Origin of the sequence: Streptomyces sp. ADMS (assembly GCF_033441795.1) — a bacterium.
Lineage (GTDB): Bacteria > Actinomycetota > Actinomycetes > Streptomycetales > Streptomycetaceae > Streptomyces.
On the sequence record NZ_JAVFVX010000465.1, the window covers coordinates 1 to 398 of the forward strand.

General features: G+C 71.1%; 1 protein-coding gene. It reads right to left on the minus strand.

From position 1 onward, the window contains the following. Positions 1-298: cation-transporting P-type ATPase (locus RB628_RS42945; protein ID WP_318325793.1), on the minus strand; the 298-nt coding region annotated here is incomplete at its 3' end. Positions 299-398 lie beyond the last annotated feature (100 nt).

Genomic DNA, 398 nt, shown 5'->3' on the forward strand with positions numbered 1-398 from the left:
GGAAAGTGATCCCCGACGCGACGACCAGCACGACCGCGAAGAGGTCCGTGAACTGTGCCCCCAGCTGCCGCCACACAGGGCGGCGCTTGGTACGTGGCATCTCGTTGGCCGCGTACCGCTCCAGCCCCGCCCGTGCCCGATCCGCCGGCAAGCCGCGCCGTGAGGTGCCCAGCGCGGCGAACACCTCACCGGCGGCGAGTTCCCGTACCGGAGGAAGCGGACCGGAACCGGACGTGGCCTCGACCGCCGCGTCCGATCCTCCGCCTGGCACCAGCGGGTCCGCACCGGTGCGCATCATCCGAACCCGTACGGTGCCGAGCTCCTCGGTTCCGGCAGAACCGGGCGGATCGCGCGGAGGGCCTTGCGTGAGGCTTCCATCACGGACTCCAGTGAGTTCG